Genomic DNA, 26,220 nt, shown 5'->3' on the forward strand with positions numbered 1-26,220 from the left:
TAAGATAAGGCCCCTACCAGTGGAAACGCTGGTAGGGGCCTTCTTCATTTTGTGCTGAAATCGCCATTTGGTGCACTAGATGGTGCACTAGGCTCAAAATCCTGCACCATGTACGTTGGTGACACTTCAACAGTTTTGGCGACGTTAAGCGATGGTGCGATTTAATACTGACAGGTAACAGGCACTGCATCATGGATAAACGACAACTCGCATCGCGCATCTGGGAATCCGCGAACACCATGCGCTCCAAAATCGAGGCGCAGGAATATAAGGACTACATTCTCGGCTTCATCTTCTATAAGTTCCTCTCTGATCAAGTTGAGCAGCTGATGTACGCCAACGACGTAGAACCCGATGAACTTGCTGAGGTGCTCGTCGAAGACGACCCCGAAACAGTGGAGTTCGTACAGCACCGGCTGGGCTACTTCATCTCGTATAACAACCTTCACTCGACGTGGCGTGCTGCCGGTAGTGACTTCAACGTCGCTGATGTGCGTGATGCACTCGCTGCTTTTGAACGCCTCATCCTGCCGAGCCGCAGCCACGTGTTCAAAGACATCTTCCGCACTCTAGAAACAGGGCTGTCGAAGCTGGGTAGTAGTGCTGTCTCGCAGACCAAGGCGATTAAGGATCTGCTGGACCTTATCAACGACATCCCCACTGATGGTGCCCAAGGCTACGACGTTCTCGGGTTTATCTACGAGTACTTGATCTCGAAGTTCGCAGCGAACTCCGGCAAAAAGGCGGGGGAGTTCTACACCCCGCACGAGGTCTCTGAGATCATGAGCCGAATTGTTGCAGCGCACACCCAAGACCGTGAGACCCTGACCATTTACGACCCGACCTCTGGTTCTGGCTCGCTGCTGCTGAATATCGGCCAGGCCGTTGCACGTCATATGGGTGATCCAGATGCAATCAAGTACTACGCCCAAGAGCTCAAAGACAATACCTTCAACCTCACGCGTATGAACTTGGTTATGCGGGGTGTTAAGGCGGACAACATTGTCGCTCGTAACGGAGACAGCCTGAAACACGACTGGCCGATGTTTGACGAGGCTGACCCGAAAAACACCTATGACCCGCTGTTTGTCGATGCTGTTGTATCGAACCCTCCTTATTCGCAGAAGTGGGAGCCAGAGGGCATGGACACCGATCCACGCTTTACGCAGTATGGTCTGGCGCCACAGAATAAGGCTGATTACGCCTTCTTGCTGCACGAGCTTTTCCACGTCAAGCCAGACGGCATTATGACCATTGTCCTGCCGCACGGTGTGCTCTTCCGTGGTGGGGCAGAAGAGACGATCCGTACGCGCCTTATCGAGGCCAATAACATCGACACCATCATTGGCCTGCCGAGTTCGATCTTCTACGGCACCGGCATTCCGACCATCATCATGGTGCTCAAGAAGCAGCGCAGTCACGATGACGTGCTGTTCATTGACGCATCCCAGGGCTTTATTAAAGACGGCAAGAACAATCTTCTGCGCGCGCGTGACATCGAGCGCATCGTTGATACTGTTCATGCTCGCCGAGACGTAGAGCACTTCGCACGTGTTGTGTCTCGCGATGAGATTCGCGACAACGACTACAACTTGAATATTCCGCGCTACGTTTCTGCAACACTGCCGCCGGAGTCTGTGGACTTCTTCGCCACCGTCAACGGCGGCATCCCTGTGAGCGAGATCGACGCTCTCGCTGAGTACTGGGATGTGCTGCCGGGCCTGCGTGAGACGCTGTTTGAAGAAGGTGCAAACGGGTACGCGACCCTCCGCACTGACGACATTCGCGAAATGGTCTTAGAACACAGTGCTGCCGGAACGCTGGCAGACACATTGAACGCGACACTGGATGGGTTTGCTGGGGCCTTGGAAACAGACCTCATTGACGGTGCGATGGCTGTTCCAGTGAACACTGCTGAGGATGGCATCAAGGCTGATCTGTTCGCGCGCCTAGCCCCGGTGCCACTGGTCAACGAGTACCAGGGATACCAGCTGCTACATGAGAAGTGGCTTGTCATTGCCAACGATCTGACGATCCTGCAGACCGAGGGCTGGGATGCAATGCGGGTCATTGATCCTGTCATGGAGTGGAAGACCAAGGACAAGAAGAAGGTCTACGTCCGAACCGGCTGGGAAGGCCGTGTAGCCCCGTTTGCCATTGTTCGCAGTTTGTATTTGCCCGAATTAGCCGAGAAGGTAGTTTCACTTTCTGGTGAAGCAGAAGACATCAAAGTCCAGCTCAATGGTCTTATCGAAGGCTTGAGTGAAGAGGACAAGCTTGATGTGGATGAAGCGCTCAATGTTAAGGGTGATGCTTTCATTAAGTCAGGTCTAGAGGTCGTTATAGCGAACTTGTCTAAGAGCATTCAGTGGCCTGACGGAAGCATGGGAGCCGTACTGCTTCGAGCTTTAGACTTCATGAATCGTCAAACGATTGTGAAGAAGAAGATTAAAGAGTCAAACCCGCAATCTGATGCTCTGAACGAACTTCGAGATGAAGCTAAGACCATTAAGAACGGGCTACGTTCACTGGTGGACAATCTCAGCGATGAGGACAAGCGCGAGCATGTAGGGCTGCTTAACGTGAAGGGAGATGGTTTCCTCAAGGGTGGTCTTGAAAAAACGGTCAATACTTTACCCATGGGGATGCAATGGCCTGAAGGGAGTATTGAGTCCGTAGTGCTGGAAGCATACGAACTTGTTAACCGTCAGTCAGTAGTTAAAACGCAGTTGAAGGATGCCTCTGAAGCGTTAGAATCTGAAACTCGCGAGATCATTGAGAACTTGACCCCAGAGCAGATTGAAGAAGTTCTTAACACCAAGTGGATCAAGGCTTTAGAGGGTGAACTAGAGCTTTTGCCCGAGTATGTGCTGGTCAAACTTGCAAGCAAGGTGCAGCGCTTGCAGGATAAGTACGCCACGCCGCTGACTGAGCTAGATACGCAGATCGCTACCACTGAGCGTAGCTTGCTTGCATCGCTGGACCAGCTCGCTGGCTCGGATGCGGATATGCAGGCTGTCGCAGCCCTGAAGCAGATGCTGGGCGGTGGTCAGCGTGACTAAGCACAACACACCAGCGCTGCGGTTCGATGGGTTCGATGGTGAGTGGGAGGTAAAAGAGTTTGGCTCAGCTGTCACACGCTCTAGCACCGCATCAGCAGAATCGGCCCTTCCTCGTCTGGAATACGAAGACATTGTTTCTGGTGTCGGTGTTCTCAATAAAGATCTGAACCGAAAGGAGAGCTTTAAAGCTGGCCTTCTTTTTGGGCCAGGTGACGTGCTTTACGGCAAGCTACGCCCGTACCTCAAAAATTGGCTTCTCCCTGATTTTCACGGCATCGCCGTCGGTGATTTCTGGGTCCTACAGTCTCTGACTACTGATCCCAAATTTCTCTATCAACTCATTCAAACCCCGACGTATGACGCCGCCGCCAGTATCTCAAGTGGTTCCAAGATGCCTCGTGCAGATTGGAAACTCGTGTCCCAAGCGCCGATGGCTTTTCCTTCTACTCGCGAAGAACAGCGCGCCATCGGTGAACTCTTCGCTGATCTCGACGCGCTGATCGAGCAGCACCGCATCAAGCACGCGAACCTGCAGCAGACCAAGACTGCGCTCATGCAGCGTATGTTCCCGCAAGATGGTGCTGATGAGCCTGAGCTGCGGCTCGGCGGGTTCAGTGGAGCCTGGGAGATCCAGCCTTTCTCTGACTTGGTTGCCTACCGTGGACATAACAGCTTGAGTCGAGCAGATCTCACAGATGTACCTACCTCGGCAATGAACATCCATTACGGTGACATCCTTGTGAAATACGACTCTGTTGTGGATGTTTCGCAAACCGATATACCTTTCGTTCGCGACGTTGAGCGACTTTCAAACCTTTCTCGGCAGAGTCTTTCCGATGGAGACATTCTTTTCGCTGATGCAGCCGAAGACTCGACAGTAGGGAAATGTGTTGAGATACAGGGTATTTCTGAAAATCTCGTGCTTGCTGGATTACACACGATTTCCGCACGACCTATCAGAACCTTTGCTCCAGGTTTTCTCGGACATGCTCTCAACGCCCCGAGCTTTCACAACCAGTTGCTGTCAAAGATGCAGGGGACCAAGGTTAGTTCTATCTCCATCTCAACCTTGGCTGAAACCGTGTTTTCGTTCCCATCCCTCGAAGAGCAGTGTGCTATCGGTGAAGTGTTTGCCAACCTCGATGCTCTTATCGCAGCTGAAGCCGGCTACATCACGCAACTAGCTCAAGCCAAGACTGCGCTGCTGCAGCGTATGTTCGTCTAAGGAGCGCTCACCATGACTACACCACTGACGTACACAGATGAGAATCGCTTTGAGGATGACGTTGTCGCCATGCTGCGCCGTCACGGCTGGGATGAGGTGCTTGACCGTCCCACTGAGCGCCAGCTCATCGACAACTGGGCGCAGATCCTCTACAACAACAACCGCGACCAGGACCGGCTCGGTGATGTGCCGCTGACATCGTCTGAGATGGACCAGATCATCGAGCAGATCACGGATCTACGCACACCGTTGCGTCTCAATGAGTTCATCAACGGCCGTAGCGTGGCTATTACCCGCGATGCACCTCAGGCGCACAACCTGGGCAAAGAAGTAAGCCTGAAAATCTACGACCGCCGCGAGATCGCAGGTGGGCAGTCCTATTATCAGATCGCACGGCAGCCGAGGTTCTCCACTGCAGCTCACAAGCTCATGCCGGAGCGGCGCGGCGACCTCATGTTGCTCATCAACGGCATGCCGGTGATCCACCTGGAACTCAAGCGCTCTGGCGTGCCTGTCTCGCAGGCGACGAACCAGATCATTAAATACGCCCACGAGGGTGTCTTCACTGGGCTGTTTTCGCTGGTGCAGATCTTCGTCGGCATGACGCCGAGTGAAACTCTGTACTTTGCTAACCCTGGTCCTGGGGGCAAGTTCAATCCTGATTTTTTCTTCAACTGGGCTGATTTCAACAACGAGCCGATCAACGAGTGGCCGACGGTTGTGACCTCGCTGCTGTCTATCCCGATGGCGCACCAGCTCATTGGCTTCTACACGGTGACAGACCGCGCAGCCGGTGCGCTCATGGTCATGCGTTCGTACCAGTACTTCGCTGCGCACCGCATTGCTGACCGAGTGGAAAGCCACGAGTGGGGTAGCGGTAACAGGGGCGGCTACATCTGGCACACCACCGGCTCTGGCAAGACCATCACCAGCTTCAAGACAGCGCAGTTGATCGCCGACTCCAAAAACGCCGACAAAGTGGTCTTCCTGCTTGACCGCGTGGAACTGGGCACGCAGTCGCTGGCGAACTATCGCAGCTATGGTGGCGACACCATCGACGTTGCAGACACCGCCAGCGCTGACGAGCTGCTTCGGCTGCTCACAAACGACACCTCGGTGTTGATCGTGACCTCGCTGCAGAAGTTCCACCACTTGCAGGCTGACACGCTGCGTGAGCCGGTGCTAAAGAAACTGCGTGACAAGCGTATCGTGTTCATCATTGACGAGGCACACCGCTCCACCTTCGGAGACATGCTGCTGGGTATCAAGACCACGCTGCCGGACGCGCTGCTCTTCGGCTTTACAGGCACGCCGATCCACGACGAGAACCAGAAGGTGCATTCCACCACGGCCACCATCTTCGGCGATGAGCTGCACCGCTATTCCATTGCCGACGGTATCCGTGACGGCAACGTGCTCGGTTTTGATCCTGAGATGGTCGAGACCTACCGCGCAAATGACGTGCGCACCTCTGTCGCGCTCGAACAGGCCAAGGCTGTCGATGAGCAGGACGCTTTTAGCGATCCACACAAGGAAAAGACCTTCCTGAAGTACATGGACAAGGCCCAGGTCCCGATGGCTGGTGTGCGCCACGAAGACGGCTCCTATGACAAGGGGATCGAGGACTTCGTTCCGATGTCGCAATACAATCAGCCAGAACACCGTGCTGCTGTCGCTTCTGACATCGCCGAGCACTGGGTGCATTTAAGCCGGAACAGTGCTTTTCATGCGATCTTGGCTACGCACTCCATCGTCGAGGCTATTGAGTATTTCCAAATTTTTCGCGATTCCTACCCGCACTTGAACGTCACGGCGTTGTTTGATGCCAACATCGACAACACAGGTGAGGCCCAACTCAGAAAAGAAGACGGACTACTTGAAATACTTGAGCATTACAACGCCAAGTTTGATCAGCACTTCACCATGACCACGCACGACGCCTTTAAGCGCGATATTGCTGCACGACTGGCACATAAGGCGCCATACAACACGCCGGCGTTTACGCACGACAAGCAGATTGACCTGCTCATCGTCGTCAAACAGATGCTCACTGGCTTCGACTCGAAGTGGCTGAACACGCTGTACCTGGACAAAGTCATCGATTATGAAAACATCATCCAGGCGTTCTCGCGTACCAACCGTGTCTTCGGCCCGGAAAAGCCCTTCGGTTCGATCCGCTACTACCGCAAGCCGTACACGATGCGACGCAACATCGACGATGCTGTCAAGCTGTACTCCGGTGATAAGCCCTTCGGGCTGTTCGTTGATCATCTTGACGAGCACTTGTTGCAGATCAACCAGTGCTTCACGACCATCACGCGACTCTTTGCCGGCATCGGCGACTTCTCTCGCTTGCCCGGCGATGAAGCCGACCGTCTTGAGTTCGCGAAGGTGCTGCCCGAACTCTACGAGCATCTCCAAGCAGCTCAGGTCCAGGGGTTTACCTGGGAGCAAGATACCTACGAGGTTGCCGACACCGAGATTGCCGTGGAACTGACCGAGCCGGTCTACATCGCGCTGCTGTCGCGTTATAAAGAGCTTGGCGGTGCAGAGGGTGAACCAGAGCCAGGCGGGGGAGACGGCGATGACCGCCCGCCGTACGACATCAACGTCCACATCACTCACATCGACACTGCGCGTATCGACGCTGACTACCTCAACGCGAAGTACACGAAGTACCTGCGTGCTATCGAGGCTGGTCTGCCGCAGGCTGAGCTCGATGAGCTGCTCTCAGACCTACACGCAGGCTTTGCGCGTCTCAGCGCCGATGACCAGGTCTTTGCTAACCGCTGGCTTCACGACATTCAATCGGGCGATGCTGACCTGGTGCCCGGCAAAACAGTGCAGGACTACATCAACGAGTACAAACTCTCGCAGCAAGACCGTGAGATCGCGCAGCTTGTGCGTGCTATTGGTGTTGATGCCGAGCTGCTGCGAATTATCCTCGCCGCGCACGTGGATGAGGCGCATATCAACGAATACGGCCGTTTCGATGACGTCATTAGTTCTGTTGATCTCGACGCTGCAACGCAGTACTTCTATCAATCGGCGGGAAGGAAACCATCGCGCTTTAAAGTCCACAGGGCCATCTACAAGCTGTTACGCGAGTACGTGCTGCATCACAACCTTCCAACAGACCTCCAAGAAGCAGCAGAGGAGGCATAACCATGCTTGTTGGTGTCGCGCGTGTGTGTCCACGTCGAGGCAGGGCAAAGTCTCGGCACCTTGCGTGAGGCGCTCATCGACGCCGGCTACGATCCAAACCACGCCTACGCGGAAACAATTTCCGGGACTAAGTGGCAACGCCCGGGACTTGACGACGCTCTGGCGTGCATGAGGCCTGATGGCACTCTCGTTGTGACCAGACTCCACCGCCTCGGTCGTGGCCTGGCTGAGACTGTGAATACGATCGCTGATCTGGCTAGGCGAGATATCAACTTCAAGGTGCTTGAGCCTGAGCTAGACACATCGCGTCTTGGCGACAAGGTGGTGATCAACGCCATGGCAAGCCTTGCTGAGTGGGAAGAGACCTACTGATCCAGCGCACCCGTGAGGGTGTGGAACATGCCCGAGCACAGGGCAGGGGGCGCCGGGTCAAGGCCGAAGCTCAGTAACGAACAGGCGCAAGCCGCCAAGGAGCTAACCGAAGGCGGTAATTCCGTCAGCGTCGTAGCTCGTACGTTCAACGTGTCCAGGCCAACGATTTATAGGGCCATCGAACGTATGGACACTCAAACCCAGCGCTAATCTGCGCCATTTGCATTAGGCTGGGGTGAATAGATGTATCGAAAGGAGTAATAGTCCATGGGGAGCCCAGTTTACGGCAAGGGATTCTTCGACGGCCGTACCACCGGCAGGCAACAAGGAGCTGTGGTTGCGATGATGGCGACAGCGGCCCTCTTGGAGGGCGGTCGTTATCTGAACCGGAAGTTCAAGGATTGGAAGCAACAGCGGGCCAAAGATGCCGAGAAACCGGGCACAGTGCCTTCAGAGGAGACCGAATCGGTCAAAGAGGAAATGATCGAAGAACCCCAGGAAGATTCCGTGCCCCCGAGCTCCGGCTCAGCCTAAAGCGGATCGCCGCAGCTTGCGCAGTACTCTTCGCCGTCTTCGTAGATCATTCCGCAGCAGTAGCTGGGGTAGCCGCTGTCCAGGTTATTTTCGACGTAGCAGTCGTGACAGACGACGTTAACTGGGTCTGGGCGGCCGTCGATCTGAAAGCCATCGATGTCATAAAGGTCACTTCGGTCACCGCGTGCCCCACAAACTCCGCAGATTTCGGTCTCTTCCTCGTAGGCTGCGTCAGTGGCTGAATCGTCGCGGACTTCCTCATCCTTGGATCCGAAAAGCCGACCGAAGATTCCCATCATGCTCCTTAACTTGAAAGGATTGTAAACTGAGCCTAGCACGGTTGGTTATAATCCATTGAGCGCTTCTGGAGGCAATTGTTCGAAGAATCTGAACAGTGTGTCCGACCTGCTGGATGGCAAGCCGCCCAAGGGAAAGTCGAAGAAGAAGCCCACGGCCGGGAGGCGGCACGAATGACAGCATCATTATGGGGACGAGCTGTCAGCCTTCCGGAAATAGAAGCTAATTAGTGATAGGTATTGCCGTTGCCGGTTTATTGAGTTACTGTATTCGAGGACGAAGAAGCATCTGATTTGTCGGCGCCTGACCCCCTTCTACATTTCATTTCTAGTGGGATCTGGTGATGTGCCAGCGTGCCTGTTAGAAGAGTAGGCTCAGCGACGTCGGCGATATACCTTGCGAAGTAAATTGCGCTCCTTCACCGGCGACACACAGGCCCCAGTTGCGCCAGCCCGCTGGATCATGATCGCCACTTTGGTGTGAATCTTCATGGGTACTTGTTTTTCATATCTTCTGATAGCCGCCCCCTGGTTCAATATCTCGTAATCTGAAATCCCGAGGATGTCCGGGCCGAATACTGTGGACGGGGTAAACGCGGCCGATTCCGAGCCGTAGCTGTCGGTGTTTTACTTCTGCGGCAGGAACAGCGGGTGCTGGTGAAGGGGGCTTCGTCACATCCCGGCACTGCTTCAGTGCTCGGCTGTTAACCTTTCACTATGGGCGCTAAAACAATTCTTGGATGGCTGCTTGCAGGAGCTGTGGGCATTCCAGCGCTCACGGTGCTGACGAGCTTCATTATCAATGATCCGAATGCGGCGTGGAGTGTTGTAGATGGGATCATCATTGCCGTGGGGGCGTCGCTGACAACAGTGTGGGTTGCTGTTCTGGGTGGGTACCTTTTCTTGCGGTCGCGCACGGAACCAGCGAGGGGCACCGTCTTGGCTTGGGCCGGGGTGGGGTGCGCGATGCTGCTCCTTGGGTTTGGTTCGACGGCTCTTTATGCATGGGAAGAAGTCGCGGCAGGGCAGGCGCTGCCCATCATTAACCTCTTTATCTTGCTTATCCCGATCGGCATTATCGCGGTAGCGGTTGCTTTTTCGCGGTCTTGAGTCGGGGCGTTGGGGGCCTGTGCTGCCCGCGAAAATAAGCCAGCGCACGCGTGGGGCGGTGCTTGAGCATTGTGGGAAGAAGCGGCCGCTCGCATCGGAGCGTTCATTGGAAACATTGAGGGGGCCTTCATCAACCCCGGGGATGGAATTTTGTGGAAGCATGGGGCCATGAGCGCTAATAAAGACACTCCCACGAAGCAGCCCTACAATTCCGCTGGCGAAGGTTGGATGTACCTCACCCAGCTGGACGCAGAACACAGCCAGGCTGAGGGGGAGGGCCGTGCCATCCCTGAGGTTCGCATCCAGGAAAAGCCCGGACACGCGTCCGTCGTCCGCATTGCTTTCCGAAAGGGCGACGTCATGGCGGATCACCACGCGCCGGCGCCGATCATGGTGCTTGGCCAGACCGGTGAAGTCGAGTTCGACGTGGGTGGGGAGACACTTCTCATCAAGCCGGGCACCGCAATCTCTGTGGATGCGAACGTCTCCCACGAGCTACGGGCGGTCGACGGACCAGCCACGGTGACCTTGGTGCTGATCACCGGGCCCGAGGCTTAAAACTCCGCCACGGCACGAAACGCAAAACAGTGCCAGAATGGAAGCATGGCTGATTTTGAGAACCCCATTGAGATCCTGAAGGAAGACGAGGCCCTGGAGCTGATGGGCAACCAGCAGCTCGGTCGCCTGGTCGTTCGCATCAAGGATGACTTCGACATCTACCCGTTGAACTACGTGGTGAACGAAGGAAAGATCTACTTCCGCACCGCGGAAGGCTCCAAGCTCTTCACCGTGTCCATCAACGACCGGGTGCTTTTCGAAGCCGATGACCACACCGAGGACAAGGCATGGTCCGTCATCGTGAAGGGAAGCGCTCGCATCCTGGAGAGGACGGACGAGATCCAGAAGGCCGACGAGCTGCCGCTGAAGCCGTGGCTGCCGACCCTGAAGTACAACTACGTGGAGATCACCCCAGAGGAGATCTCCGGCCGACGCTTCCAGCTCGGCGAGGAGCCGGAGCGCTACTAGCCCCAGCAATAATCCCCCATCCAGTGAGTGCCAGCACTGACCGAAGTGGGGGATTTTCTCTGCCCAACTGGGCTGAGGTGGGCGTGCCAGTGAGCGAGGAGCGTGCGCTTCTTCGGGAAGGGGAGGGGGCTACTCGCGGGGATCGGTGCTGTTGGTTGAAGCAGTGGACTCGGCATCTTGAGTGGCCTTGGCATCTTTTGTGGCATCGCCAGCCGCCGACTCTCCGGCGGCCTCCTCGTCCTTCGGGTCGGTCAGCCCCCTCGTGGTCCCGGGTTTCCGAAGCTCATAGGCCTCGCCGAGCGCGGGGAACATGTCATTGCCACGCAGATAGCGCACCACCGAGTTCACCAGTGCGGCCACCGGCACTGCGAACACCGCGCCCGCCAGGCCGAAGAGGTACGTGCCCGCGGCCACCACCACGATCACCGCGAGCGGGTGCAGCGCCACAGCGTGCCCCATCAGGAAGGGCTGCAGCACGTGCGTCTCAATCTGGTGCACCGCCGTCACGATGATCACCATGACGATCGCGGTGAACACGCCCTGGTCCACCAGGCCGATCAGCGCCGGCACCGCACCGGAAATCAGCGCGCCCACGATCGGGACGAAGGAAGCGATGAAGACCAGCACCGAAATCGGAATCGCGAACGGCACCTTCATCACCCAGCAGCCAATACCCACCGAGACCGCGTTCAACGCGGCGACCAGCACCTGGACGTGGGCGAACGTCCCGAGCGAGACCCAACCGCGGCGGAAAGCCTCATCCATTGGCACCTGCGATGCCTGGGGCGCCAGGGATACCAGCCACAGCCAGATGCGCCGGCCCTCGTAGAGGAAGAAGAACAGGGTGATCAGGAAGATCAGCAGGGCCGCCCCCGAGTTCACCGCCGTTGTGCCGGTGCGCACCGCGCCGTCCGCAATGGTTTTGGAGTTCTCGGACAGCGCGCCCTGCACGTGGCTAACCATCTCGGAGAGCTTCGCCTGCGTGAGCTTAAATGGGCCGTTCTCCAGCCAATCAACGATCTGATTCACGCCCTGCCGGGCGGAATCCCGCATCGCCGGCACCCCAGAGATCAGCTGGGTCGTGAACAGCGTTATGCCCGCCGAGATGAGCCCGATCAGCCCCAGAACCGTCAGCAAAGACGCCAGAGAGCGGGGGAGGCGCAGCTTGACGTCGAGAAAATTAACGATCGGGGTGAGCATCGCGGAAAACAGCACCGCGATGGCCAGCGGCGCCACAACCACCGCGAGCTTTTCCACCAACCGGGCGCCGACGATCGCCCCGCCCGCGATCAGCAGCAGGCATGCGCTCCACCAGGCGGCGAGCACCAGCCCGTACGGCAGGTGAGCGCGAGAGGGCAGAATCCGCTGCCTCTGCTCGGAGATAGTTTCAGCCATGCATCAAATAATAAGCCCGCGGGCGGCCCGCCACCCACCCTGCTGCAAGAAAATCAGGGGGGCATGCGACCGGGGAAGCCCAACGCATGTGGGCCTCGCGCATTCGCGTTTTAGCGCTTCAGCCCCGCGATCATGGTTTTCAAGTTGCTGCGCAGGAAATCCTCGTAGGTTCCCGCGACCGTGCCCGGCTTGCCGAGCTCATCGGAGTGCAGTGGCTCGTCGAAGATCGGAATCCCGGCCTCCTTCGAGACGGTCTTCATGGGGCGCGTATCCACGTTCGACTCCACGAACAGGTGCTTCGGGCGCTTGTCCTTCAGCTGGCGCACGAGGTGTCCGATCTGCGCGGGGGAGCCGTTTTCATCCGTGTCGATCTGCCAGATATACAGCTGCTCCATGCCGTAGGTGTCGACCATGTATTGGAAGGCATGTTCACTGGCCACGAGCACACGATCCTCCTTCGGCAGCGCACCGATCTGCTCGCGGTAGTCGGCGTCGATGCTCTCCAGCATGGCCTTGTACTCTGCGCCCTTCTCCTCGACTTGATCGGCGCGCTCGGGCAGGGCCTCGGCCAGCGCCGCGGTCACGTTTTCGGCCATCGCGATGCCGACGGTCGGGTCCAGGAAGGCGTGCGGGTTGATCTCCTGATTGCCCTTTTCGTCCTTGAGGTACTTCGGTTCCACGCCCTTGGTGGTCTCGACCATCTGGGAATCGTCCAGGCCCGCGGTGTTCTTCAGTTTCGCGAGCCAGCCGTGCTCACCGCCCTCGAGGTTCAGCCCGTTGTAGAACAGCAGGTCGGCGTCGCTCGTCGCATCCAGGTCCGCGGGCAGGGGGTCGTAGTCGTGCGGGTCCGTGCCGGTCGGCACGAGGTTATGGACGTTCACCGCCTCGCCGCCGATCTCCTCCACCAGGTCTGCCAGCAGCGTGAAGGTGGTGACGACGTTCAGCTGCTCACCGTCTGCCTTCTCCTCCGTCGAGAAGGTCACGGCCCCGAACACGAGGGCACCGCCCACCAGGAGGGCCAACAGCGCGGCCAGTGGCTTATTGCCCAGCGAGCGAGCAATCAGTCCCTTGCCTGGCGCGAAGAGGAAAGCCAGCAGGAACAGCGCGCTGGCGGTCAGCACGATCGTCACGCCGGAGGACACGTTGTAGCTATAGCTCAGGAACAGCCCCACTACGGAGCTGAGCGCCGAGATCGCCACTGAAAGCCCGATCATCACTCCCAGCCGGTTCGTCAGCAGGTACGCCGCCGACGCCGGAGTGATCAGCAGGGAGACCACCAGGATCACGCCCACCGTCTGCAGGGAAATGACCGTCACCAGCGTGAGCACCACCATCAGCCCGTAGTGGATTGCCCGCACGGGCACGCCAGCCGACTGCGCCATGACGGGGTCGAAGGTGCTGAGCTTGAGCTCCTTGTAAAAGACCAGCGTGAGAATCAGCACGGCAGCGGCAATACCGATCGAGAGGTTGCGGTCGGCGTCCTGAACGGTCAGGACGTTGCCGAAGAGGATCTCCGTCAGATCCGTCGCCGTCTGCGCTTTCGCCATGAGCAGCACGCCGATCGCGAAGAAGGTGGAAAAGACGATGCCGATCGCCGAATCATTCTTCACCGTGGAGCGTTCGCTGATCAGCCCGATCGCCAGTGTGGCGAGTAGGCCCGCGACCACCGCCCCGAGGAAGAGGTTCGTGCCGAGCAGGTAGGAGGCCGCGACCCCCGGTAGTACGGCGTGCGAGATGGCATCACCGATCAGGGCCATGCCGCGCAGCACGATGAAGCTGCCGACGATGCCGCAGGCCACGCCCACGATCACCGAGGTGATCAGCGCTTTTTGCAGGTAGCCGTGGCTGAGTAGTGAGTCGAGGAACTCCGCGATCATGCTGTCTCCTCCTGAAGGGCTGCCTGCCGTGGCGTGGGGTGGGCTGGTGCTGACGGCTCGCGGATGACGAGCGCGCCGAAGGCCTTCTGCAGCACGTCGGGGACGAAGACCTCCTCGGTGGGACCCGCCGCGACGAGCTCGCCGTTGAGGACGATGAGGTCGTCGTAGTAGTCGCGCACCGTGTTCATGTCGTGGTGCACGACGACGACGTGCTTGCCCGCGTCCGCCATCTGCCGCAGCAGGGTCACAATCGTCTTCTCACTGGGGACGTCGATGCCGACGAAGGGCTCGTCCAGGAAGATGTACTCCGCGTCCTGGACGATGGCGCGGGCAAAGAGGACGCGCTGGAACTGTCCGCCCGAGAGTTCGCTGATGTGGCGGTGGCGGAAGTCCCACATGTCGACGTCCTTGAGAGCCTGGGTGGCTGCCTTGCGCTCGGCCTTGCCGGGGCGGTGGAAAAGACCCAGGCGTGGGTAGGTTCCCATTAGGACGGTGTCGAAGACGCTGGTGGGGAAGTTGCAGTCGAGGTTCGAGCGCTGCTCGATATAAGCGATTGCGCGGCGCTGCTCGGCGGGGTCCTTGCCGTCGAGGGTGACGGGGTAGCCGGCAGGGGTGCCGGTGGTGCTTGTGCCGTGGACGTGACGCTTGTCCAGGATCTGAAGCATCGCCTTCATGAGGGTGGATTTGCCCGAGCCGTTGGGGCCGATGATGCCGTGCATGCCGGGGGAGTCGAGGGTGAAGCTGATGTTCCGAATCGCGGTGTTCGCGCCGTAGCTCACGCTTAAGTTCTGGACGCTAATACTCATGACAGCCAAGAATAGTGTTCAGTTGGATGAATCACCAAGTTCAATGTATTGAACTTTGGGGTGGGGTGGTGTTGGGGGGTAGCGCCAGGACCGCCATGCGCGTTGGCGTAGGCGGTGTCTGGTGCGGGCGCTATGGTTAGAGGGAATCGAGCCCCACCTGTCACATAAGGAACACGCCATGCAGCGCACCACCCGGACCCATGCCCGCCACCACCGCACCCTGCGCGGGCGCATCCTGCGAGGTGCCGCGGGTCTGCTCGCCAGCCTCGGCATCGCTGCCGGGCTGGGCGTCGGTGCGGCCGGGCAGGCGGCGGCCAACCCGATGGGCTCCCTCGACGCGGCGCTCACGGCCACCGGCCAGCCAGGCCCACACCGCGTGCCGGGGCACTACTTCACCTCGCCCACCGCGCCGGCTGCCCAGCAGCGCATCAAGCCTCGCGCTCTGCTGGGGCCATCCACCCCGATCATGGTGGGCGACAGCATCTGCACCCTCTCGGTGGCGGGCATTGATGCTGCGGGCAACAAGGTGGGAATCACCGCCGCTCACTGTGGCGTGCCGGGCAGCCCGGTGCGTTCCCTCGACGCTCCCGAGGCCGGTGTGATCGGCAAGGTCGTGAAGTTCGGCAACCTGGACTATTCCGTCATCCGCCTGCGCCCCGACGTGCAGCTGACCCGGAACTACGGTCGCGTGGCGCTGAACCGTATCGGTGGCCCGGCGCCTGCTGTGCCAAACGCGGCCTGCAAGACTGGTGTGGCCACCGGTACCAAGTGCGGTCCGGTGCTGGGGCATCTTGGCCAGACCTTCGTGAGCCACATCTGCGCATCCCTCGGGGACTCCGGCGCACCCGTCTACGCGGGCGGCCGCCTGGTCGGCATCCTCAACGGCGGCTTCCAGCCGCTGCCGAGCTGCACCACCCCGCTGCAGGGCCCGCTGCACTCCCCAGCGGTGTCCACCACCTGGGATGCCATCGCGGCGGACATGAACGCGCTCGGCGGTTCCGGTGCGGGCTTCCGCCTGCCCTAACGGATAGCGTTAGCGGAAAACGCTAGTGGCGCGACGCTGGAGTACCGGCGCACAGCAACGTCCCTGGCGCTCAAGCGCGAGCGCAGAACCCTCGGTCATAAAGCTGCCCCCGACGACACATCGTCGGGGGCAGCTGCGCGTTGGGGTAGGGTGCGCAGGGGCCTCAGGGAGTGAAGGCGGGGCTAGCCCAGCCGACCGCGGCCAAGCTGCAGCAGCGCCTTGGCGATCTCCACGCCCTCGGAGCCGAACTCCTCGCGGAACTGGTTAATGATCGCCACCTCGCGGGTGTAGACCAGGCGGGTACCGCCGGAGCCCAGGCGGGTCTTGCCGATGGCCTTCGAGACGGCGGAGCGGCGGTGGATCGCATCAATGATCGTCCGGTCCATCCGGTTGATCTCCTGGCGATACTTCTGAATCTCCTCATCGGAGAGCGGATCATCGGTACCGGAGGGCATGCGCACCTCGAAGTCCTTAGCCGGAGCCTCCGGCCCATCCCCGATGCCGGGGTTCATCGCTGCGCCATCTTCGCTAGTCATAGCTTTGATTGTACGTCGCGCAGCCGTGCCTGGGGCATCTACTAGCCTGGTAGACGATGAACACTCCTGATGAGCAAGACAGCCTCTTTCCCATGACCCCTGGTGCCGCACGTCCGGCGAGCCAGGCGGCCAGCCACGCCGACGAGCAGCCAGCCACCGGTGCGAGCGGACCGGAGGCAGAACAGGCCGAGGAACTGCCGCCGCCAGAGCCGGAGTTCGACCCTGAGTTCGACCCTGGGTTTGATGCGGCCCCGCCCCCGGAGGACGCCCCACCCGCGGGCTACGAGGAGCTGGTCGCGCTCATGAACGAGGCCACGGCCCAGCCGGGTGCGCAGGGCGAGCACGCCCCCGCGCAGCCGACGGACAGCCAGTCGCAGGGGCAGCGCCAGCCACGTCAGGGAGCGCAGCACGCCGGGGACGTCGACGACTTCCTGGGAACTGCAAGCAGCGGGAACCGACGTCCTGACACAACCGCGGTGAGCCCCTTCGACCGACGCCACGCGCCGGACAACCGCGAGCAACTGCTGGCCGGGCTCAACCCGCAGCAGAAGGAAGCCGTGCAGCACACCGGCAGCCCGCTGCTCATCGTCGCGGGCGCGGGATCAGGGAAGACCAGCGTGCTGACCCGCCGCATCGCCTGGCTGCTGTCCACCGGTGTTGCGCCCTGGCAGATCCTCGCGATCACCTTCACCAATAAGGCCGCGGCGGAGATGCGCGAGCGTGTCGCCGACCTCGTTGGCCCCGCCGCCGAGCGGATGTGGGTCTCCACCTTCCACTCCATGTGCGTGCGCATCCTGCGCAGCAACGCTCACCTCGTGGCGGGGCTGAATACCAACTTCACGATCTACGACTCGGATGACTCCAAGCGCCTGATCACCATGGTCATCAAGGACCACAACCTGGACGTCAAGGAATTCGCGCCCCGCGGTGTGCTGTCCACGATCAGCAACTGGAAGAACGAGCTCGTCGGACCTGCCGCTGCGAAGACCGAGGCGGACGCGGACAGCAACCTCCACAAACAGACCGTCGCCTCCCTGTACGCGGATTACCAAAAGCGCCTCCGGGCGGCGAACGCCGTGGACTTCGACGACCTGATCGGCGAGGTCGTCGGTATCCTGCGCAATAACCCGCAGGTTGCGGAGCACTACCGCCGCCGCTTCCGGCACGTGCTCGTCGACGAGTACCAGGACACCAACCACGCGCAATACGTGCTGGTCTCCACCCTGGTCGGCGAAGAGGGCAGCGGTGGCGGTGAGCTCGCCGTGGTGGGTGATGCGGACCAGTCCATCTACGCCTTCCGCGGCGCGACGATCCGCAATATCGAGGAATTCGAGCGCGACTACCCGAACGCCCACACCATCCTTCTGGAGCAGAACTACCGCTCCACGCAGACCATCCTCTCCGCGGCGAACGCCGTGATCGAACGCAACACCGAGCGGCGGCCCAAGAAGCTGTGGACCGACCTCGGGCAGGGCGAGAAGATCGCCGGTTACGTGGCGGATAACGAGCACGACGAGGCCCGCTTCATCGCAGGCGAGATCGACCGGCTCGTCGACGAGGGCGTGCCCTACGGGGATATCTCCATCATGTACCGCACCAACAACGCCTCCCGCGCGCTGGAGGACGTGCTCATGCGCTCCGGGCTGCCGTACAAGGTCGTGGGTGGCACCCGCTTCTACGAGCGCAAGGAGATCCGAGACATCGTTTCCTACCTCAAGGTGCTCGATAACCCGGAGGACACGGTCGCTCTGCGCCGCATCATCAACACCCCGCGGCGGGGCATCGGTGATCGGGCGCTTGCGCAGGTCACCGTCCACGCTGAAGCGCAGGGGGTGAGCTTCGCGCAAGGGCTGCGCGACGCCGCCGAGGACAAGGTCGCCCGTCTCGGCGGGCGCGGTCGCAACGCCATCGCGGGCTTCCTCAGCATGATGGAGAAGTTGCGGAAAACGGTCGAGGATGCGGAATTGCGCGCCTCCGATGGCAGCCCGTTGGGCCTGCCGGACCTGGGCGCGATCATCGCCGCCATTGTGGAGCAGAGCGGCTACCGGGCCGAGCTGGAGAAGTCCAATGACCCGCAGGACCAGACCCGGCTGGATAACGTCAACGAGCTGATCAGCGTGGGCCACGAGTTCAGCCAGGAGGCCGCCCACCAGAAGGCCTACGAGGAGATGCCCGCAGGCAAGGCGGTGCAGCCCGAGGTGCAGCTCAAGCAGGACGTCGCCGACGCGATGCTCGACGAGGGCGAGGCCCCGCTGGGCAGCGTGCAGGCCTTCCTAGAGCGGGTCAGCCTGGTCGCGGACGCCGACCAGATCCCGGAGGAAGGCGCTGGCCAGATCACGCTGATGACCCTGCACACCGCCAAGGGGCTGGAGTTCCCGGTGGTTTTCCTCACCGGCTGGGAGGACGGCCAGTTCCCGCACATGCGTGCGCTCAGCGACCCGACGGAGCTCGCCGAGGAACGCCGCCTGGCGTACGTGGGCATTACCCGTGCGAAGGAAAAGCTTTACATCTGCCGCGCGATCACCCGCTCCGGCTGGGGCGCGCCCGTGAATAACCCGCCCTCGCGCTTCCTCTCCGAGGTGCCCGAGGAACTGGTGGAGTGGCTCCGCGAGGAACCGGACTGGGCGGGATCCTGGGGCAGCGGTGGCTATGCCGATGGCTCCAGCTTCGGCGGTGGCTCTGGTTACTCGGGTGGCTGGGGGCGCTCCGGGGGCTGGGGCTCGGGTGGTTCTGGCGGCTACGGCAGCCGGAGTGGCGGTTTCGACGGCGGGCGTACCTTCGGTGCGGGCCGTGCTGGTTCCGGATTTAGCTCTACAGGAAGTGGCTCTGGTGGCGCGTCCGGCGGCAACTCCACCGGCTTCCGGCCGGGCAAGCCTGCGGGCAAGGGTGCGGCCGCGAAGGGCAAGAAGAAGGCCACAGACCGCAGCGGCAAGCCCCTGGAGCTGGCCGTGGGGGATCGCGTCAACCACGATAAGTACGGCCTGGGCACCGTCAAGAGCGTCGACGGTGCGGGCAGCCACACCACCGTCATGATCGACTTCGGCAGCCGCGGCACCGTGCGCCTCATGCTCTTTGGTGGCGTGCCGATGGAGAAGCTCTAGGGGAGGGGTGGCACCGCCCCTAGGGTCGTGCTCTATAACAACCCCAGAGCGGGTCTTTCTAACTAGCTCAGAGCGGTCGCTCTAACAAGCCCGGAGGGATCGTATAACAAGAAGAAAAGCTCCCGACCCCGTGTGCAGCAGGGTGGGAGCTATTCGCGTACGCGTCGAGCTAGATCTCGATGCCCAGGTCACGCAGCCACGGCACCGGGTCGATCGGGCCGGAGCCATTCGGGTGGATCTCGAAGTGCAGGTGCGGGCCGGTGGAGAAGCCCTCGTTGCCCATACCGGCGATCTTCTGGCCAGCGGTCACGCGGTCACCGACGGAGACGTCGATGGTGGCGATGTGGCCGTAGACGGTGATGTCACCGTTGTCGTGCTTGACGCGCACCCAGTTGCCGAAACCGGAAGCCGGACCAGCGTCGATGACGGTGCCGTCCTTGACTGCGCGGATCGCGGTGCCGATGGCGTTCGCGATGTCCACGCCGTTGTGGTTGGTGCCCCAGCGAGCGCCGAAACCAGAGGTGAAGGAGCCCTCGGCAGGCTTAGCCGCCTGCGGGGCGCGGGATGCGGCATCAGCGGCAGCGCGCTGCTTGGCGAACTCCAGAGCGGAGGAGAGCTGTGCGGACAGGTCCGCGGTGGTCTCCTGCAGCTGCGGGACCTCGAGGATGCGCGGGGCGTCAGCCGCGGAGCTGCCCCCGGCCTCCTGGGCCAGGAAAGAGGAGTCGGCGGCCAGCTCGATGGAGCCATCGGCTGGGGTAGCGGAGTTTGCCTGCTGAGCGCCAGCAGTAGCGCCTGCGGCGCCAGCCGTGGAGACGGCACCCGTTGCAACGGCGACCAATGCGAGACGGCGCTTGGCGCTGTTATCTACCTTGCGGTGCTGGCCAACGCGCCGGGTGCTGGAGGTCTTCTGCACGTTCCTTGCCCTTTCAAGCTTTGGAGACAGTGATCTACTCGCTGGTGTTTCGTAACCAGATCGTTATGAACGAAAGTTACTTTATTGTGTCCTTTCGTATGTTTCAACCAATATTGCGGGAATATAACGACAAGTGAACGCTGTGGCTGGTGTGATTAACGGGTGCATGGCGGGAGAGCGGGGTGAAAGTGCAGCTCAGAGCTTCTTTTCTGCAGGTTAATGTGGGGTGTTTCGTCCCCGTGTCTGCGTGATACACCCAAAAGGGGTGGGTAAAGTCACATTCCGCCCGTCCGCGTTTCCATGCCTTCGCCCCCTCGCCAGCTTCGACCAGCGCAGCAGCCATGCGAGGCTCGCCCCGTCTTCGCCCGGAAACGCCGGAAGGTGCAGTGAATGTCACAGTGCGGTCAGGGGCAGGCACAATAGACACTGTGAGTAGACAAGCCGACAACCCCCGTTCCAGACCGCGCCGCAGTGCCGCCCGCCAGGCGGGACGCCGCCCGGCCGGCCCCCACCGGCGCCCACCGGCACGCCCGTCGTCTATTCAGGCCACCCCGGCCGGGCGCTCCCCGGCAGGTCATAGCTCCCAGGACCGCTTCCACCGCTCGGAACGCGGCGAGCGTACCGTCCCGCGCACTGGCCAGCGGCAGCAGCCGGGCAGGGGAGCGGGGCTGAAGCACCGTTGGGAGTTGTGGCGGCCCCACATCAAACGCTTCCTGCCCACCCTGCTGGCTAACCACGGGGTCACGATCGCGATCGCCCTGACCTTCGCGGTGATCGTGGGCATCGGCGCGAAATTCTCGATGGTGCCCAGCGTCCTCGCCAGCGTCTGGATGGTGGCCAACGCCGCCCCGCTGAAAATGCAGGGCGTGGAGCTGGGCTTCGTCCCACTGCTTCCCGCGATCGCCGTGATCCTCGGGCATTCCCGCCGCATCACGAAGGCGCTGGGGGACAAGGTCAGCGTCCGGGGTTTAAGGGTCTTCGCCACCCTCGGCATCGGCCTGCCTATGGTACTGACCTTCATCGCTTGGCTCATGCTCCTGGACGCCGGTCGCGTCTTCGACGTCCAGGCGCCCCACCTGGGGCGGGCCCTGCTAAACACCTTCCTTGTTAACGGTCTTGCCGTGGCCATCGGCATGCGGGGGCGCATCTGGCGGGCCCTGCTGCTGCGCCGCCATTGGCCGACCTGGCCCGTGGAATCCGTCCGCCTGGGTCGGAACTTCCTGGGCTGGATGTGCGTCGCCGGCCTGCTGGGCGTGGTGATCGCCCTGATCGGCAACTGGTCCGCCTTCCGCGCGGCCTACGAGATCGCGCCGGGCTTCTGGCCTGGCGTGGGCCTGACCCTCCTGGCCCTGCTCTACCTGCCGAATGTTGTGATCGGCGCGGCAGCCGTCCTGCTGGGTGGGGAGTACAACCTCGGCTTTGGCCTGTTCAGCCTCTTCAACATCACCAACGTCGAGCTGCCTCCGCTGCCGATCCTGGCGGCTGCGCCGAACGCGCCCATCCCGGGCGGGCCATTCCTGCTGGCGATTCCCGCGATCGTCGCCGTGGCCACCGTCTACCGCTTCGTGCGCCAGCGAAGCTACGTGGAGTCCCCGGTCTTCACGGGCCTGGGAGCAGGGGTCGCTGCCCTGGTGCTCGCCTTCATTGGCGCGTGGCTGGCGCGCGGCGTGCTGGGCACCGTCGGGACTACCGGGCCGCTGCCGTGGTTGGCCGCTGTCGAGGCGGGTGCCTGGTTGCTGCTGCCCGCCACCGTGTTGATGTGGTTCTTCGCCCGCGCCGGTGCCGCGGTGACCGAGGCGGTTCCGGCCGACGAGGTCGCTCCTGCCGAGGACAGTGAGCACGAAGACACCGAGCACGAGGAAGACGTTGCGGACTACGACGGCGAGGACGAGGACATCAACGATGACGGGGATGCTGTCGAAGACGACGTCGCCGAAGGCGAAGATGTAGAGGGCGACGACGGGGACGAGACCCTCGGCGAAGACGACGCCGCCGACGCCGCAGCAGAAGACGAAGAAGGTGAAGAGGCCGAGAACGCGGACGCCGACGTCGATGGCGAGACCGCCGCCGAAGAAGACGAAGAAAACGACGAGCCCGACAACGCAGACCTCGATGACGAGGGCGAGGCCGACGGTGAAGTCGAGGAGAACGAGGAGAACTAATGAGCCAGAACTTCCACACCACACTGCCCGCGCCCCAGGGCCGGCCGCTGCGCATCGTCGCGCTGGCCTCCGGCTCCGGCACACTCGTCCAGGCCCTCATCGACAACCTGGACCCGGCAAAAGTCGAGCTGCTCGCCATTGGCGCGGACCGCGACTGCACCGCACTCGAGCGCGCCGAGAAGGCAGGCCTGCCGAGCTTCAAGGTGGAGTACGTCCCCAAGGTCACCGACCGGGAGCAGTGGAACCGCGACCTCATCGCCGCACTCGAAAGCTGGGACGCCGACCTCATCGTCTCCGCCGGGTTTATGCGCATCATCGGCGCCGACGTCGTGAATCGCTTCCCGGGCCGCATCATCAACACCCACCCCGCGCTGCTGCCCTCCTTCCCGGGCGCGCAGGCGGTCGTGGATGCCATCGAATACGGCGTGAAAGTCACCGGCTCGACCGTGCACGTGGTGGACGCCGGGGTTGATTCCGGCCCGATCGTGGCACAGGAAGCGGTAAACGTGCACCCAAGCGATAAAGTGGAGACGTTGCACGAAAAAATTAAGCACGTGGAGCGGCGTTTGATCGTGCAGGTCCTGCACGAGATCGCAGGAAACGGACTCACCATCGAGGGACGAAAGGCCCAGATCAGCAGCAATGACTGAACTTTCGAATTCTAAGAACCCAGCGCAGGCAACCGGCGAGCGCAAGCCCATCCGCCGCGCCCTGGTCAGCGTGTACGACAAGACCGGCCTGGAGGAGCTCGCGCAGGGCTTGCACGCCGCCGGGGTGGAGATCGTCTCCACCGGCTCGACTGCCAAGAAGATCGCTGATGCCGGCGTGCCCGTCATCGAGGTCGAGCAGCTCACCGGCTTCCCCGAGGTCCTCGAGGGCCGCGTGAAGACCCTGCACCCGCGCGTGCACTCCGGCATCCTCGCCGACACCCGCAAGCAGGACCACCTTGACCAGCTCAAGGAGTTGGAGATCGAGCCCTTCGAGCTGGTGGTCGTGAACCTCTACCCGTTCACCCAGACCGTCGCCTCCGGGGCCTCCTACGACGAGGTCATCGAGCAGATCGACATTGGTGGTCCGTCGATGGTGCGCGCCGCCGCGAAGAACCACGCCTCCGTCGGCGTGGTCGTGGACCCGAACAGCTACGACCAGGTCGTCGCTGCCGCGAAGGAGGGTGGCTTCACCCTCGCGCAGCGCACCGAGCTGGCCATGAAGGCCTTCCAGCACACCGCCTCCTACGACGTCGCGGTGGCCAGCTGGCTGACCGCCCAGGTCGGCAAGGATGACGAGCAGTTCCCGGCGTGGTCCGGCGCCTCCTACGAGAAGGCCCACGACCTGCGCTACGGCGAGAACCCGCACCAGAAGGCCGCGGTCTACACCGCGCCGGGCGAGGAGCCGGGCCTGGCACAGGCCGAGCAGTTCCACGGCAAGGAGATGTCCTACAACAACTACACGGACGCCGACGCCGCGTGGCGCGCCGCCTGGGACCACGAGCGCCCGGCCGTGGCGATCATCAAGCACGCCAACCCGTGTGGCATCGCCGTGTCCGAGGAGTCCATCGCCGCCGCCCACCGCGCCGCGCACGCCTGTGACCCGATGTCAGCCTTCGGCGGCGTCATCGCCGTCAACCGCCCAGTCAGCGTTGAGATGGCCAAGCAGGTCGCGGAGATCTTCACCGAGGTCATCGTCGCCCCGGACTACGAGGACGGCGCGATCGAGATCCTGAGCCAGAAGAAGAACATCCGCATCCTCAAGGCCGCCGCCCCGACCCGCGCCGCCATCGAGTCCCGCCCGATCTCCGGTGGGCTTCTGCTGCAGGAGCGCGACGTCATCGACGCCAACGGCGACGCCCCAGCCAACTGGACCCTGGCTGCCGGCGAGCCGGCCGACGAGGCCACCCTCGCCGAGCTGGAATTCGCATGGCGCTCCGTGCGCGCGGTGAAGTCCAACGCCATCCTGCTCGCCGCCGACGGTGCGACCGTGGGCGTGGGCATGGGCCAGGTCAACCGCGTGGACGCTGCGAAGCTTGCCGTCGAGCGAGCAAACACCCTGTCCGACGGTGCCGAGCGCGCTAAGGGCGCGGTCGCCGCGTCCGACGCCTTCTTCCCATTCGCTGATGGCTTCGAGGTGCTCGCCAACGCTGGCGTGCGCGCTGTCGTCCAGCCGGGTGGTTCCGTCCGCGACGCCGAGGTCATCGAGGCCGCCACGAAGGCCGGCGTGACGATGTACCTCACCGGGGAGCGCCACTTCTCGCACTAACAGCAAGAGTGTGAACGCTTAGTGAGGGGCCGAGCAGCAGAAACGCTGCCCGGCCTTTTTCTATCTCTCAGGACCCAGACGCGGTGGGGCCAACTATGAGATGATGATCACATCATAAATAGCTCGCCCAGCCGACAACGGGAGGTTTTCACCCCATGCCACTGAACCCGCAGCCACAGGACGTCGTCATCGTCGGCGCCGCCCGCACCCCGCAAGGCCGCCTGCTTGGCGCGCTGTCCCGCAAGACCGCCGTCGACCTCGGCGCCGCCACTATCTCCGCAGTACTCGAGAGGTCCGGCGTCGGTACCGAGCCGGTGGACTACGTCCTCATGGGCCAGGTCGTGCAGGCCGCCGCCGGGCAGAACCCCGCCAAACAGGCAGCCGTCGCCGCGGGCCTGGGGATGCACGTCCCGGCCATGACCATTAACAAGGTCTGCCTTTCCGGCCTGGACGCCGTCATCAGCGGCGCACGCATGATCAAGGCCGGGGACGCCACCGTCGTCGTCGCCGGTGGTCAGGAGTCCATGTCCAACGCCCCGCACCTCGCCGCAGGTGTGCGCGCCGGCAAGGGCTTCGGGGGTCTGAAGCTGGACGATGCCCTCGAGCGCGACGGCCTGACCGACCCAGTCCAGGGCACCGCCATGGGCGTGGAGACCGACGCGAACGCCGAGGCCGCCGGCCTGAACCGCGAGGAGCAGGACCACATCGCCGCGCTGTCCCACCAGCGTGCCGAGCGCGCGATCGCCGAGGGCACCTTCGACGATGAGATCGTCCCCATCGAGGTCACCACCCGCAAGGAGATCATCACCGTCTCCCAGGACGAGGGGGTGCGCCCGGGCACCACCGAGGAGGGCCTGGCCAAGCTGCGCCCGGCGTTCCGCAAGGAGGGCACCATCACCGCCGGTTCCTCCTCCCAGATCTCCGACGGCGCGGCAGCCGTGGTGCTAACCACCCGCGAGAATGCCGATGCCAAGGGGTGGAACATCCTCGCTACCGTCGGCGCTGCCGGGCAGACCGCAGGGCCGGATACCTCGCTGCTTTCTCAGCCCTCCCAGGCAGTGACGGCCGCCCTGGCCAAGGCCGGTTGGAAGACCGGGGACCTGGACTTCCTGGAGATCAACGAGGCCTTCGGTGCGGTCGTCGCCCAGTCCCTCAAGGACCTGGACTACCCGCTGGAGCAGACCAACGTCCACGGTGGCGGCATCTCCCTGGGCCACCCGATCGGCTGCTCCGGGGCTCGTGTCCTCGTCACCGCGGCCCACGAGCTCAACCGCCGCGGCAGCGGCAAGGCAGCCGTCTCCCTGTGCGGTGGTGGCGGCCAGGGCGATGCGCTGCTGATCTGGAAGTAACGCCTTAGGGG

General features: G+C 61.9%; 21 protein-coding genes. 15 read left to right on the forward strand and 6 right to left on the reverse strand.

Translation table 11 applies throughout. From position 1 onward, the window contains the following. Window positions 1-191 precede the first annotated feature (191 nt). Genes QP997_RS02060 through QP997_RS02085 form a run of 6 tightly spaced genes read left to right on the forward strand, consistent with a single transcriptional unit; the run spans window position 192 to window position 8,358 of the window. On the forward strand, window positions 192-3,062 hold the full coding sequence (locus tag QP997_RS02060) for a type I restriction-modification system subunit M (RefSeq protein ID WP_284846060.1): 2,871 nt from the start codon (window positions 192-194) through the stop codon (window positions 3,060-3,062). After that, window positions 3,055-4,287 carry a restriction endonuclease subunit S gene (locus tag QP997_RS02065; protein WP_141759430.1) on the forward strand — a complete coding sequence of 411 codons (1,233 nt, stop codon included), beginning with the start codon at window positions 3,055-3,057 and terminating at the stop codon, window positions 4,285-4,287. Before QP997_RS02060 ends, QP997_RS02065 begins: the two co-directional genes overlap by 8 nt. A 12-nt stretch (window positions 4,288-4,299) precedes the next feature. Beyond that, window positions 4,300-7,452, forward strand: a complete 3,153-nt coding sequence (locus tag QP997_RS02070) for a type I restriction endonuclease subunit R, EcoR124 family (RefSeq protein WP_070758689.1) — start codon at window positions 4,300-4,302, stop codon at window positions 7,450-7,452. Between the two features lie 60 nt (window positions 7,453-7,512). Then, window positions 7,513-7,824 carry a recombinase family protein gene (locus QP997_RS02075; protein ID WP_246818057.1) on the forward strand — a complete coding sequence of 104 codons (312 nt, stop codon included), beginning with the start codon at window positions 7,513-7,515 and terminating at the stop codon, window positions 7,822-7,824. A gap of 27 nt (window positions 7,825-7,851) precedes the next feature. Beyond that, a complete protein-coding gene (locus tag QP997_RS02080; RefSeq protein ID WP_083317325.1) occupies window positions 7,852-8,034 on the forward strand; it encodes a helix-turn-helix domain-containing protein in 183 nt (60 codons plus the stop codon). Between the two features lie 57 nt (window positions 8,035-8,091). Beyond that, window positions 8,092-8,358 carry a hypothetical protein gene (locus tag QP997_RS02085; RefSeq protein ID WP_070758688.1) on the forward strand — a complete coding sequence of 89 codons (267 nt, stop codon included), beginning with the start codon at window positions 8,092-8,094 and terminating at the stop codon, window positions 8,356-8,358. On the opposite strand, the gene QP997_RS02090 is transcribed toward QP997_RS02085, so the two are convergent. Next, entirely contained in the window at window positions 8,355-8,657 is a 303-nt protein-coding gene (locus tag QP997_RS02090; protein ID WP_070758687.1) for a hypothetical protein, read from the reverse strand. The genes QP997_RS02085 and QP997_RS02090 overlap by 4 nt on opposite strands. A gap of 714 nt (window positions 8,658-9,371) precedes the next feature. Here QP997_RS02090 and QP997_RS02095 point away from each other — a divergent pair. The 3 genes from QP997_RS02095 to QP997_RS02105 all read left to right on the forward strand — a co-directional run bounded on the left by QP997_RS02095 (window position 9,372) and on the right by QP997_RS02105 (window position 10,790). Then, window positions 9,372-9,764, forward strand: coding sequence for a hypothetical protein (locus QP997_RS02095; protein WP_284846061.1), 393 nt, complete (start codon window positions 9,372-9,374; stop codon window positions 9,762-9,764). A gap of 168 nt (window positions 9,765-9,932) precedes the next feature. Further along, complete coding sequence (locus tag QP997_RS02100) at window positions 9,933-10,322, forward strand: cupin domain-containing protein (RefSeq protein ID WP_148812309.1); 390 nt, start codon at window positions 9,933-9,935, stop codon at window positions 10,320-10,322. A 45-nt stretch (window positions 10,323-10,367) separates the two neighbouring features. Further along, the gene (locus tag QP997_RS02105) at window positions 10,368-10,790 is read left to right on the forward strand and encodes a pyridoxamine 5'-phosphate oxidase family protein (RefSeq protein ID WP_284846062.1); all 423 of its coding nucleotides are present in this window, start codon (window positions 10,368-10,370) and stop codon (window positions 10,788-10,790) included. A gap of 129 nt (window positions 10,791-10,919) precedes the next feature. Here QP997_RS02105 and QP997_RS02110 read toward each other — a convergent pair whose 3' ends face one another. The 3 genes from QP997_RS02110 to QP997_RS02120 form a co-directional block, all read right to left on the reverse strand. Then, window positions 10,920-12,185 (reverse strand): AI-2E family transporter, encoded by a 1,266-nt coding sequence (locus QP997_RS02110; protein WP_284846063.1) that lies wholly within the window; start codon window positions 12,183-12,185, stop codon window positions 10,920-10,922. Between the two features lie 110 nt (window positions 12,186-12,295). Then, the gene (locus tag QP997_RS02115; protein ID WP_284846064.1) at window positions 12,296-14,062 is read right to left on the reverse strand and encodes a metal ABC transporter solute-binding protein, Zn/Mn family; all 1,767 of its coding nucleotides are present in this window, start codon (window positions 14,060-14,062) and stop codon (window positions 12,296-12,298) included. Then, window positions 14,059-14,868, reverse strand: a complete 810-nt coding sequence (locus QP997_RS02120) for a metal ABC transporter ATP-binding protein (RefSeq protein ID WP_284846065.1) — start codon at window positions 14,866-14,868, stop codon at window positions 14,059-14,061. The genes QP997_RS02115 and QP997_RS02120 overlap by 4 nt, the downstream gene beginning before the upstream one ends. Before the next feature lie 178 nt (window positions 14,869-15,046). On the opposite strand from QP997_RS02120, the gene QP997_RS02125 reads away from it, so the two are divergent. Beyond that, window positions 15,047-15,892, forward strand: a complete 846-nt coding sequence (locus QP997_RS02125) for a S1 family peptidase (protein WP_284846066.1) — start codon at window positions 15,047-15,049, stop codon at window positions 15,890-15,892. Between the two features lie 182 nt (window positions 15,893-16,074). Here the strand turns inward: QP997_RS02125 and QP997_RS02130 are convergent, their stop codons facing one another. Further along, window positions 16,075-16,404 carry a chorismate mutase gene (locus QP997_RS02130; protein WP_210398572.1) on the reverse strand — a complete coding sequence of 110 codons (330 nt, stop codon included), beginning with the start codon at window positions 16,402-16,404 and terminating at the stop codon, window positions 16,075-16,077. 80 nt (window positions 16,405-16,484) lie between these two features. On the opposite strand from QP997_RS02130, the gene QP997_RS02135 reads away from it, so the two are divergent. Further along, entirely contained in the window at window positions 16,485-19,529 is a 3,045-nt protein-coding gene (locus QP997_RS02135) for a UvrD-helicase domain-containing protein (protein ID WP_284846067.1), read from the forward strand. A gap of 169 nt (window positions 19,530-19,698) precedes the next feature. Here QP997_RS02135 and QP997_RS02140 read toward each other — a convergent pair whose 3' ends face one another. Then, the gene (locus QP997_RS02140) at window positions 19,699-20,442 is read right to left on the reverse strand and encodes a M23 family metallopeptidase (protein WP_070761796.1); all 744 of its coding nucleotides are present in this window, start codon (window positions 20,440-20,442) and stop codon (window positions 19,699-19,701) included. Between the two features lie 428 nt (window positions 20,443-20,870). On the opposite strand from QP997_RS02140, the gene QP997_RS02145 reads away from it, so the two are divergent. The 4 genes from QP997_RS02145 to QP997_RS02160 all read left to right on the forward strand — a co-directional run bounded on the left by QP997_RS02145 (window position 20,871) and on the right by QP997_RS02160 (window position 26,209). Beyond that, window positions 20,871-22,604: a cell division protein PerM gene (locus tag QP997_RS02145; protein WP_284846068.1), complete on the forward strand. Its 1,734-nt coding sequence runs from the start codon at window positions 20,871-20,873 to the stop codon at window positions 22,602-22,604. Then, window positions 22,604-23,254 carry a phosphoribosylglycinamide formyltransferase gene (purN, locus tag QP997_RS02150; protein WP_284846069.1) on the forward strand — a complete coding sequence of 217 codons (651 nt, stop codon included), beginning with the start codon at window positions 22,604-22,606 and terminating at the stop codon, window positions 23,252-23,254. Before QP997_RS02145 ends, purN begins: the two co-directional genes overlap by 1 nt. Further along, on the forward strand, window positions 23,247-24,860 hold the full coding sequence (gene purH / locus QP997_RS02155) for a bifunctional phosphoribosylaminoimidazolecarboxamide formyltransferase/IMP cyclohydrolase (RefSeq protein WP_284846070.1): 1,614 nt from the start codon (window positions 23,247-23,249) through the stop codon (window positions 24,858-24,860). The genes purN and purH overlap by 8 nt, the downstream gene beginning before the upstream one ends. Window positions 24,861-25,015: 155 nt before the next feature. Continuing rightward, window positions 25,016-26,209, forward strand: a complete 1,194-nt coding sequence (locus QP997_RS02160) for an acetyl-CoA C-acetyltransferase (protein WP_284846071.1) — start codon at window positions 25,016-25,018, stop codon at window positions 26,207-26,209. Window positions 26,210-26,220: the final 11 nt, after the last annotated feature.

It is taken from the genome of Corynebacterium sp. MSK039, assembly GCF_030232315.1.
In the GTDB taxonomy this organism is placed as follows: domain Bacteria; phylum Actinomycetota; class Actinomycetes; order Mycobacteriales; family Mycobacteriaceae; genus Corynebacterium.

Bases quoted from the DNA above. Each gene is read 5' to 3' on its own strand.
- QP997_RS02060 (WP_284846060.1), top strand. From the start codon at position 192: ATGGATAAACGACAACTCGCATCGCGCATCTGGGAATCCGCGAACACC.
- QP997_RS02070 (WP_070758689.1), top strand. From the start codon at position 4,300: ATGACTACACCACTGACGTACACAGATGAGAATCGCTTTGAGGATGAC.
- QP997_RS02080 (WP_083317325.1), top strand. From the start codon at position 7,852: ATGCCCGAGCACAGGGCAGGGGGCGCCGGGTCAAGGCCGAAGCTCAGT.
- QP997_RS02085 (WP_070758688.1), top strand. From the start codon at position 8,092: ATGGGGAGCCCAGTTTACGGCAAGGGATTCTTCGACGGCCGTACCACC.
- QP997_RS02090 (WP_070758687.1), bottom strand. From the start codon at position 8,657: ATGATGGGAATCTTCGGTCGGCTTTTCGGATCCAAGGATGAGGAAGTC.
- QP997_RS02095 (WP_284846061.1), top strand. From the start codon at position 9,372: ATGGGCGCTAAAACAATTCTTGGATGGCTGCTTGCAGGAGCTGTGGGC.
- QP997_RS02100 (WP_148812309.1), top strand. From the start codon at position 9,933: ATGAGCGCTAATAAAGACACTCCCACGAAGCAGCCCTACAATTCCGCT.
- QP997_RS02105 (WP_284846062.1), top strand. From the start codon at position 10,368: ATGGCTGATTTTGAGAACCCCATTGAGATCCTGAAGGAAGACGAGGCC.
- QP997_RS02110 (WP_284846063.1), bottom strand. From the start codon at position 12,185: ATGGCTGAAACTATCTCCGAGCAGAGGCAGCGGATTCTGCCCTCTCGC.
- QP997_RS02115 (WP_284846064.1), bottom strand. From the start codon at position 14,062: ATGATCGCGGAGTTCCTCGACTCACTACTCAGCCACGGCTACCTGCAA.
- QP997_RS02120 (WP_284846065.1), bottom strand. From the start codon at position 14,868: ATGAGTATTAGCGTCCAGAACTTAAGCGTGAGCTACGGCGCGAACACC.
- QP997_RS02125 (WP_284846066.1), top strand. From the start codon at position 15,047: ATGCAGCGCACCACCCGGACCCATGCCCGCCACCACCGCACCCTGCGC.
- QP997_RS02130 (WP_210398572.1), bottom strand. From the start codon at position 16,404: ATGAACCCCGGCATCGGGGATGGGCCGGAGGCTCCGGCTAAGGACTTC.
- QP997_RS02135 (WP_284846067.1), top strand. From the start codon at position 16,485: ATGAACACTCCTGATGAGCAAGACAGCCTCTTTCCCATGACCCCTGGT.
- purN (WP_284846069.1), top strand. From the start codon at position 22,604: ATGAGCCAGAACTTCCACACCACACTGCCCGCGCCCCAGGGCCGGCCG.
- purH (WP_284846070.1), top strand. From the start codon at position 23,247: ATGACTGAACTTTCGAATTCTAAGAACCCAGCGCAGGCAACCGGCGAG.
- QP997_RS02160 (WP_284846071.1), top strand. From the start codon at position 25,016: ATGCCACTGAACCCGCAGCCACAGGACGTCGTCATCGTCGGCGCCGCC.